The organism is Nostoc sp. CHAB 5715 (assembly GCF_020829685.1).
Taxonomy (GTDB): Bacteria; Cyanobacteriota; Cyanobacteriia; order Cyanobacteriales; family Nostocaceae; genus Nostoc.
In genome coordinates, this window is the sequence record NZ_JAIVFR010000225.1 from 1 (window position 1) to 8,574 (window position 8,574).

At 41.0% G+C, this 8,574-nt stretch carries 8 protein-coding genes and 1 pseudogene; 3 read left to right on the forward strand and 6 right to left on the reverse strand.

Annotated elements, in window-relative coordinates; genetic code table 11:
- Nucleotides 1-485, reverse strand: a 485-nt coding sequence (locus LC574_RS14300; RefSeq protein ID WP_229454137.1) for an N-acetylmuramoyl-L-alanine amidase, incomplete at its 3' end; no start/stop codon positions are given.
- 650 nt (nucleotides 486-1,135) lie between these two features.
- The gene (locus LC574_RS14305; protein WP_229454138.1) at nucleotides 1,136-1,669 is read right to left on the reverse strand and encodes a DUF4330 domain-containing protein; all 534 of its coding nucleotides are present in this window, start codon (nucleotides 1,667-1,669) and stop codon (nucleotides 1,136-1,138) included.
- A 393-nt stretch (nucleotides 1,670-2,062) separates the two neighbouring features.
- Here LC574_RS14305 and LC574_RS14310 point away from each other — a divergent pair, with 393 nt between their 5' ends.
- Nucleotides 2,063-2,926: a M48 family metallopeptidase gene (locus LC574_RS14310; protein ID WP_229454139.1), complete on the forward strand. Its 864-nt coding sequence runs from the start codon at nucleotides 2,063-2,065 to the stop codon at nucleotides 2,924-2,926.
- Nucleotides 2,927-2,931: 5 nt separating this feature from the next.
- Here the strand turns inward: LC574_RS14310 and LC574_RS14315 are convergent, their stop codons facing one another.
- Nucleotides 2,932-3,072: a histidine kinase gene (locus LC574_RS14315; protein WP_229454140.1), complete on the reverse strand. Its 141-nt coding sequence runs from the start codon at nucleotides 3,070-3,072 to the stop codon at nucleotides 2,932-2,934.
- 16 nt (nucleotides 3,073-3,088) lie between these two features.
- Nucleotides 3,089-3,844, reverse strand: a complete 756-nt coding sequence (locus LC574_RS14320; protein ID WP_229454141.1) for a metallophosphoesterase family protein — start codon at nucleotides 3,842-3,844, stop codon at nucleotides 3,089-3,091.
- Between the two features lie 239 nt (nucleotides 3,845-4,083).
- On the opposite strand from LC574_RS14320, the gene LC574_RS14325 reads away from it, so the two are divergent.
- The gene (locus tag LC574_RS14325) at nucleotides 4,084-4,368 is read left to right on the forward strand and encodes a DUF2470 domain-containing protein (protein ID WP_229454142.1); all 285 of its coding nucleotides are present in this window, start codon (nucleotides 4,084-4,086) and stop codon (nucleotides 4,366-4,368) included.
- 321 nt (nucleotides 4,369-4,689) lie between these two features.
- Here LC574_RS14325 and LC574_RS14330 read toward each other — a convergent pair whose 3' ends face one another.
- Together LC574_RS14330 and LC574_RS14335 are read right to left on the reverse strand one after the other, a co-directional pair.
- Nucleotides 4,690-4,917, reverse strand: a complete 228-nt coding sequence (locus tag LC574_RS14330) for a hypothetical protein (protein WP_229454143.1) — start codon at nucleotides 4,915-4,917, stop codon at nucleotides 4,690-4,692.
- 274 nt (nucleotides 4,918-5,191) lie between these two features.
- Nucleotides 5,192-7,129: pseudogene (locus tag LC574_RS14335) on the reverse strand (plasmid replication protein, CyRepA1 family); the annotation flags it as partial.
- 271 nt (nucleotides 7,130-7,400) lie between these two features.
- On the opposite strand from LC574_RS14335, the gene arsM reads away from it, so the two are divergent.
- Nucleotides 7,401-8,369, forward strand: a complete 969-nt coding sequence (gene arsM / locus LC574_RS14340; protein WP_229454144.1) for an arsenosugar biosynthesis arsenite methyltransferase ArsM — start codon at nucleotides 7,401-7,403, stop codon at nucleotides 8,367-8,369.
- The last annotated feature ends 205 nt before the right edge of the window (nucleotides 8,370-8,574 follow it).

Below are 8,574 nucleotides of genomic sequence, written 5' to 3' on the forward strand. Positions count from 1 at the left end.
ATCGCATTAGCCATTGCTTCTGGATTATAAAGATTCATATCTTTTTGCGAATCGATGAAGCAACATTCTATCAAGATAGCAGGCATATCTGTATTTTTCAGAACATACAAGTGTGAACCACTTTTAACGCCGCGATTAAAAAATCCCAATTTGACGATTTCATCTAATACAGGTTTTGCAATTTTTCTGCCATTCTCACTAGTTGCAAATACTTCTGTGCCATTAGCTTGTCTGTTAAAAGCATTAAAATGAATTGAAACAAAAATATCTACTCTACTCGCATTAGCTGTAGAACATCTTTTTGACAGTGAGTCACGGACTGTACTAGCACTACTTGGTTTACATACTACGACTTCATTTCCTAAAGCTCTTAACTTAGCTATAACTCTATTACCTACATCTAGAGTTAAATTATCCTCAACTTTGATGCCTCTAGCTCCTGTGTCTGGTGGACAATTGTGCCCACTATCAATTCCAAATTTCATGATTTCATCCTCAATTTACTTATTTTCACACTAATTCAAAACTCTTCTAATTATAGAGACAAAGTTTTGTTAATAAATTTCTTTAAGTACTTGTTGGCAATATCCACATTCTTTTCAGCATTACTACGCTAGTAAATAAAATAAGTTTTTTTGCGAACTTTGTAAGTAGAGTTTATGTGGGTAAATCAGCTTTTTGCAAGGTTTTTTGGAAGAAAAAACACAACGGGTGCATCCCAGTTTTTATTTTGCTCTTGAGAATAACTGTCATTGCGAGGAGGAACGACGAAGCAATCTCATGGACTCGTTTTGACCTGAAAAATTTTGCGATTGCTTCGTTCCTCGCAATGACATGTAAAAAAGTGGGATGCTCCCAGTAGTTAGATAGCGGTTCTCATCTGAGTAGCTACTAAACCCCACCCCCAACCCCCTCCCCGCTCTTCGAGAGCTTGCTCTGATGTACCTCAATTGATTAATAAGCTGTTCCATAAATAACCTTGCATATATTGGGCGGGCGAGACGCCCACCCCACAAGAAATGTACAATTTTAGATTATGCAAACTAGATGTGGTTTAGCTTATGATAAACCGAGTTTTTTGGATAATATAAAATTCGGTTTATCAGCCTATTTTTTGAAGACTAAAATGCGAATGCTATTTGTCTTTTAATCTGATATCAATAACAGTTGCATTGAAGTTGTAGTTAAAGCCTTCCAACTCAAATGGCATTCCAATTTTAACTTTACTGTTACCAAGAACGGGGCCATTATCAGTTAACCGGGCTTTGCCATTTAAAGTCATAAGCAAATCTGTGCTAAAATTGTTAGTTTTTGGATCTGGTAATTCTTTAACAGTGCCATCAGGTTGGGAAACATTGACTGTTCTAGGTAGCTGTTGAATGGATTTGATCTCAATCGCCCCGTAGGGTTGATTGCGGATAATCACATTAGTTTTCCCGCCTTTTTTTAATCCATTATCGAATAATTGTTCAGGGTCACGGACATTCAAACCACGAACTACTAAGTCTACTTCTATGGGTACTGTTTTCGCACCGACTTGGGCAACAGAACCAGAAGTGCCAGGAAAGATAAAGATGCCAAATATAACTAGCAGAATTACTAGCGCAGCACCTAAATCTAAGAGGTTGATTTTGCCGAACAAGCGACCTTTTGAATCTAAAATAGCCATAAAAAGTTTTCCGAGGTAATAGCGAAGTAATTGATTGTAGCAAGAAGGTTTTCGATGGGAATAGTAATTTTCCCTATTTGGTAATAAAGGAAAAGCGGCTGGGCGTTGCGGTTATGCGACAGTTTATCACGAGTTCGTAAGTTCGCAGGGGTGGCAGCTAACCCTTAAACTTTTGCCTGTTAAGATTGACACACCCAGAAAGTAATATCTAGTGTTTAAGCCTATCTCTAGAGGGAGTCTCTAACCCCCGTAATTCGGTAGATTTGCCTAAACATTAGCTGTATAACAACTCCTTTGGTCTTGATTTAAGAATGCAACTTAGAATACTCTAAATCCGTCTCATAATTTGTCCCATCATTTTATGTTCTCCCAAAATAATCTTCAGAGCGTATTATGTTCAACTGGAAAAGTTTTGTTGCAAATTACCGTGTGTGGCGGCGTCGCTGGTTTTATCCTTTAATTTCAGTGATAGTTGCCTTGAGTCTGTGCCTGAGTACACCCTTACCTGGAAGAACTTTAGACTTCTTGCCTCTTCTACTCCAAGGGGTTCAGGTATTTCAGCTTTCTAATATGTCTCCTCGCCAGGAAGTTGATCTGGGTAAGCAGATTAATCAAGAATTAGTAGGCAGTGAAGTGCGGCTTTACCGCAATCCAGAAGTTAATCGCTATGTGGAACAAATTGGTCGGCGTTTAGCAGCTAATAGCGATCGCTCTGATCTCCCCTATACCTTCCAAGTAGTTCAGGATGACAATATTAATGCTTTTGCTACCTTGGGCGGCTATGTATATGTCCATACGGGTTTGCTGAAAACCGCAGACAATGAAGCGGAACTAGCAAGTGTACTCGCCCATGAAATCGGTCACATTGGCGGCAAACACGTAGTTAAACAGATGCAGCAAAAAGCGCTCCAAGGTGGTCTATTAACAGCTGCTGGCTTAGACCGGAATACGGCGGTGCAAATTGGTGTACAGTTAGCGCGAGACTTGCCACGCAGTCGTAACAATGAATTTGACGCTGATCAAAGAGGACTACGAACTTTGACACGAACTGGTTACGCCCAGTCTGCAATGGTTACTTTTATGCAAAAGCTGCTGAAAAAGGGTGGTTCTGCTCCGACATTTTTAAGTACGCACCCCGGAACGAGCGATCGCATTAATGGACTCAGACGTGCAATTAACTCTCAACCTAGTAAAGAAAATTATGGCTTAGATAAAGCTAGTTATAAAGCTAATATTCGACCATTAGTAAGGTCTTGAGGGTATTAAGCATTGGGCATTGGGCATTGGGCATTGGGCATTGGGCATTGGGCATTGGGCATTGGGCATTGGTTATTCCCCTTGTCTTGCTTGTCTCCCTCATCCCCCTCATCCCCCTCATCCTCCCCATCTCCCCATCTCCCCACTCATCTCGAATATTGCTTAATTCTTATTGCGGCGATCGACTTTGATTTTAGCTGGATTAACTCTGATCGCTAGATCTTCTAAGGGCAGGGTACGGAGATAGTCTTTAAAAATATTAACTTGATAAACCAGGTTATTTGTGACATCTAGTCCAGTCAACCAGCCACTCCGGGGATGATAAGCGCCAGTATCTATGTCTAGCCATCCCTGCCCTTGTGCCAGTTTGCCAGGAGAAACACCCGGCAGAGTAAAGGTAATGGTGTGACCGATGATAATGAGCTTATCTGGAAAGTAGGGTTTTTCAATGCTGTGAAATTCTTCTCGTATCCAACACAGTTGATCGGCAGTTTGTTCTGCCACTGACTTGGAAGGGTCAACACCAGCATGAGTTAACCAAATATCCCCCAAGTCGAGATATGTAGGCAAACTCTTGAACCAATCCAGATGGTCATCAGGAATTGAAGCCTCGTGGTAACTGGCTACCGTAGCTTGCCCCCCACTGTACAGCCATGCTTGCATCGTCGGGGAGGAAGTTCTGTGATTGGTCAGAATGTTTAATAACATCTGCTCATGATTTCCCAACAAACATGAGTAGTTATGTCGCTTGACAAAATTAACTACTTGTGAACTATGAGGGCCGCGATCAATTAAGTCTCCCAGGAAATAGATTTGATCGTCTGACGTGGGGGCGATCGCCTCCAACAATGTCATCAAACCTTCATAGTGGCCATGCACATCCCCAATTACAATTCGTCTGGGGCTAGTTTCGCTCATTGTCTCTTAGCTTCAATAGTTTGGCTAATACTTCTGCTACAGTTTAAGCTGTCTGGTTTCCGTAGTAGAAGGTAGAAATACTGAATAAGTTTTATTTTAATTTAATTATTCCCTCATAAATAAAATTAATTTATCATGCAATGGGATACAATGCATCGTCTTGAGTGCTAAGAAAGAAAATCAGCAAATTTCATTGGCGTTGTTAGCTTAAAATTTAAGCTGTTGCTTCTATCTCAACAATGTCTAAGGATTTTTCTGCTGATATTAGTTCGCGCATCTGCAAGCACATGAATGATGATCATGCTGATGCCATAGTTCTTTATGCTAAGGCTTTTGGTGGTGTAACAGATGTCAGGGCAGCACAAATGCTGTCAATTGATGCACAAGGTATGGATTTAACAGCGCAAGTGAATGGGGAAGCTGTGTCAGTTCGCATTCAGTTTGATCATGTTTTAGCAGATGCGGAAGATGCCCATCAAACTCTAATTGCGATGGTAAAGCAGGCGCGGCTGAAGGCAAAGTAGAAATTGGGCTAATTGTATGACTAAGTAGAGCGGCGTAAATAATTAAAGGTTTGTAGTGTTCGCGCAGCGTCTCGTAGAGAGGACTTTAGTCCTCAAATGAGGGCTGTTTGCGAAGCGTTCCCGTAGGGTAGCTCTCACTACAAAATAATCTCAAGATTTTAGGACTTACGCACTGTACAAATTGTCTATAGGACTTACGCAAAAATCGCCCAAAAGCTTAATTTATCGAACCGCCAAGACGCCAAGAACGCCAAGAATTCGTAGAGCGTGCGTAAGTCCTAGTCTATTATGTGCATAAGGATATTTGGTTGTCTCAGAGTATTATCGATTTTGACCGGGTAATGATGGCTTTACGAATGCGATCGCTACGGACTTGTGTTCTGAACCAACGGACTTGTGTTCTGAACCAACGGACTTGTGTTCTGAACCAACGAACTTGTATTCTGAACCAACGAACTTGTATTCTGAACCAACGGACTTGTGTTCTGAACCAACGGACTTGTATTCTGAACCAACGGACTTGTATTCTGAACCAATCATTATGCACATAATAGCCAATTTGTATAGTGCGTAAGTCCTAGATTTTTTACATGACTTAATCTAATTTGATTTATTCTCGCCTAGTTACTTAATGCTTGGCTCTCTTTAGACACGCTCAGGACTTACGTAGCGATGATTAGTCATTGCGAGCGGAACGCAGTCAAGCGTTGCAATCCCAGTCTTGACGAGATTGCAACTCTAAGAGACGCACTCGCGTTCGCAACGCTTGCAATGACGAAAGTACGTTGCCTTTGCGTAAGTCCTAACGCTGTTTCGCTTGATCTTAACTGTCAAAGATATTAGCTACTGCGGCATAAGCTTTGGGTTGGATAATTTCAAGCTTCCAATCTGAAGAATAATCAGGCAACTCATAGCCAACACTCTTAACATGAGCCAACATCAACTCATCCCGCTGATGCCAAACCGTAAATATTCTCTCCCTGCCATCATAAAGTGTTTCTAGGTCGATTTGATAAACCTCATTTACCCGCTTTAGTTTTAAGCCCAACAAATTTAACAGTCGGCTGAGTATTTTTATTGCCGAAACCTGCTCTTTCTTTGCGACTAAGTTAATATTAAGCGCTCTCTTAATATGCTTACTATGCTGAAACACAACATTTTTAAGCAATATCAAATCTGGATTACTCTCGTTAAATTCTCGTTCTGCTTCGAGAAACTGAAGCATTCCCAAAGCTCTCATCGCCTCAACTTTGAGCGTGTAAGTTTTTAAATCTGGGAGAAAAACTTTCCCTTCACCCCAAGACAGTTGCTGATGCCATTCTTGCTGATCTCTAACGTGAAAATACTCGCTTTCGTGAGTTAGATAATAATGAATTAACAGTTGACGATAATATCCGTGGTCATCCTGCAATTTCAGCCAAGGAGTAACTTCTACACCATACCTTTGCCTAAGAACATATTTATTAATTTGGTTACGTTCTCCATCAGTCAGGGAATGCTTCACTAATAGCTGCTCATATTCTAAATAATCGATATCTTTAGCATTAGCTACAGCAGTTGCTACCGATAGTTGATTTTGCTGCTTAATATCTTTTATTTTGCGTTTAATTTCTTTAGCTTTTTGACGGCTTTGTGTCCAATCTTTTTGAACTTTGACAATTTCTAAAATTAATCTTCTGCGAGTAGCTAAATCATTAGCATTAGTTGCCAAAAACGCAAGGCGTAAATCTCTAATAATATTATTGTGAACAGCATTACTCCGGATCTGAATTTGATGCCCATCAGCAATCAAACCATCTTGCATCGATTGACGGTAGAGGCGAATAGAAGCATTTATCCGTGCAGATAACTTAGCCCAAGTTCGCAAATGAATCGGGTCATGAACTAAAGGTAAATCCACATCTATTTTATGTAGTGGACTAAGCAAAGCTAAGTTTTCTTTTTGATTTTCCTGATACCAATCAGATAGCAAGCGATAATTTGTACTACCACTACCAATTAAGCCAATACCTCGTTTAGCGCACCAGACAACACGCGGCACATCATCCCGCACTCTTGCTAATGCTTGTCTTGCTTCCGAGTCAGGAATTACCCCTTGAAAAATGCCATAAACTCGGTCGAAATGTTGGATATCAATACTAATTCCCGTACCAAGGCTAGGGGTAACAAAAACGCCGTCATATTCAGAGATTTTTTGATTGATTGCTGCGATAAAATCAACCGCTTCGTGGCCAGGTGTGTTTGTAGTGTGGCTACTAACTACCAAGGTTTTGGGAAATTGCCGTCGTAATTTTTGTAACCGCTCTTTCACATAACGTTCAATTGTTTCACAACTGTAACGCCCAACGCGACTATCGGTAGTAACATAACATTTACGTCCAGCAAGTAAATCCAATTCCAGTTGATGAATTAGCGGAGTTGGGTTCGGCGAATCATAAAAAGTTACGTCCCAACCATGTTGAGGTTTCCACTGATTGAGAACTACCCAAGGCGTTAATTTAATTCCTGCCAATCCTTGTAAGTATTCAAGTGACACATCTGATAAATCAGCATCTTGGGCAATTACTAACCCCCCAGTTGTTAAAACTGTGGAAATTAGTTGCTGGAATAGTTTTAATATTTTTACACGCTTGTGTTTACAAGTATTACTGTTTAATAGATGCCACAAAGACTGCTCTACTTCATCTAGAATTACTATTGCTCCCCGCCAATTTTCAGGGTTAAGTTTCCAAATAGAATCAACGCACAATCCAAAAGATTTGGGCATTGGGCATTGGGCATTGGGCATTGGGCATTGGGCATTGGGCATGAGTTATTTCTCCCTCATCTCCCTCATCTCCCTCATCTCCCTTATCTCCCTCATCTCCCCCTACCTTCTTGTTCCCTTTCCAGTGTTAAACAACGGTAAAACCCCAAGGTTTTCTATTCTAGGAAGATTTGGGGTTTTTGGCAATCTGAGCAATAACTCATCCAACTCAGGGTTAATTATATTAGGATGCACAAAGCTGTCATCATCTAAAATCTAAAACTGCATGACTTATCTAGAAACAGCAGCGCAATTCTACCGCGAAGTTGCCCAAACCCCGCAAGTTGGACTTTGTTGTGTGCAAAGTACACCCCTGCAACTACCAGGGTTGAAAATTCCTTTGCCAATGCAGGAAATGAACTATGGTTGTGGCACTACCGTTCACCCCACTGAACTAGGAAACCAACCTACTGTGTTGTATGTCGGTGTTGGCGGCGGCTTAGAAGCGTTGCAATTCGCTTATTTTTCCCGCCATGCAGGTGCTGTAATTGCCGTTGAACCGGTTGGGGCCATGAGGGAAGCAGCTGCACGCAATCTGGAAATTGCTGCTCAAGAAAATCCGTGGTTTGACACCAGCTTTGTAGAAATCCGCGAAGGGGATGCTTTTAACTTACCCGTTGCTGATGCTACCGTCGATATCGTGGCGCAAAATTGCCTTTTCAATATTTTTGAACCAGAAGATTTAACCCGTGCTTTAAAAGAAGCCTATCGGGTATTAAAACCAGGCGGACGGTTGCAGATGAGCGATCCAATTGCCACTAGTCAAATTCCAGCACATCTTCAACAAGATGAACGACTCAGAGCCATGTGTTTATCAGGCGCACTCACATATCAAGAGTATACTGAACGGATTATAAATGCTGGTTTTGGTCAAGTTGAAATTCGCGCCCGTCGTCCTTATCGTCTACTAGATTCCCAGACTTATAATTTAGACGAACACCTACTTTTAGAAAGTCTGGATTCTGTCTCATTTAAAGTTGCTATTCCAGAAGATGGTGCTTGTATCTTTACCGGAAAAACAGCAGTTTATGCTGGCTTGGAACCATTTTTCGACGACTCAGCAGGTCATCTACTCCAGCGAGGTATTCCCGCAGCAGTGTGTGATAAAACTGCTGCTAAACTTGCGGCTATCAACCCAGCAGAAATAATTGTGACTAATTCAACCTGGCACTATAGCGGTGGTGGCTGCTGTTAATTTGTTAAGAAAGAATTCAGGTGTTAAAAGTCAGAATTACTCTGTATGACTGGGGAATGAATGCACAATTTGAATATTTCACTAATTGCATTCTTGATTCTGGATTCTGATTTCTTCTTTATAAACCTCAAAATGTTGTTAATTAGTCTATTTATCGCCACGCTTTTTTTAGCATATTCTAATGGTACAAATGACAACTTTAAAG

Coding starts and splice junctions, on each gene's coding strand:
- arsM (WP_229454144.1), top strand. CDS start 7,401: ATGACTTATCTAGAAACAGCAGCGCAATTCTACCGCGAAGTTGCCCAA.
- LC574_RS14310 (WP_229454139.1), top strand. CDS start 2,063: ATGTTCAACTGGAAAAGTTTTGTTGCAAATTACCGTGTGTGGCGGCGT.
- LC574_RS14320 (WP_229454141.1), bottom strand. CDS start 3,844: ATGAGCGAAACTAGCCCCAGACGAATTGTAATTGGGGATGTGCATGGC.
- LC574_RS14325 (WP_229454142.1), top strand. CDS start 4,084: ATGTCTAAGGATTTTTCTGCTGATATTAGTTCGCGCATCTGCAAGCAC.
- LC574_RS14305 (WP_229454138.1), bottom strand. CDS start 1,669: ATGGCTATTTTAGATTCAAAAGGTCGCTTGTTCGGCAAAATCAACCTC.
- LC574_RS14330 (WP_229454143.1), bottom strand. CDS start 4,917: ATGTGCATAATGATTGGTTCAGAATACAAGTCCGTTGGTTCAGAATAC.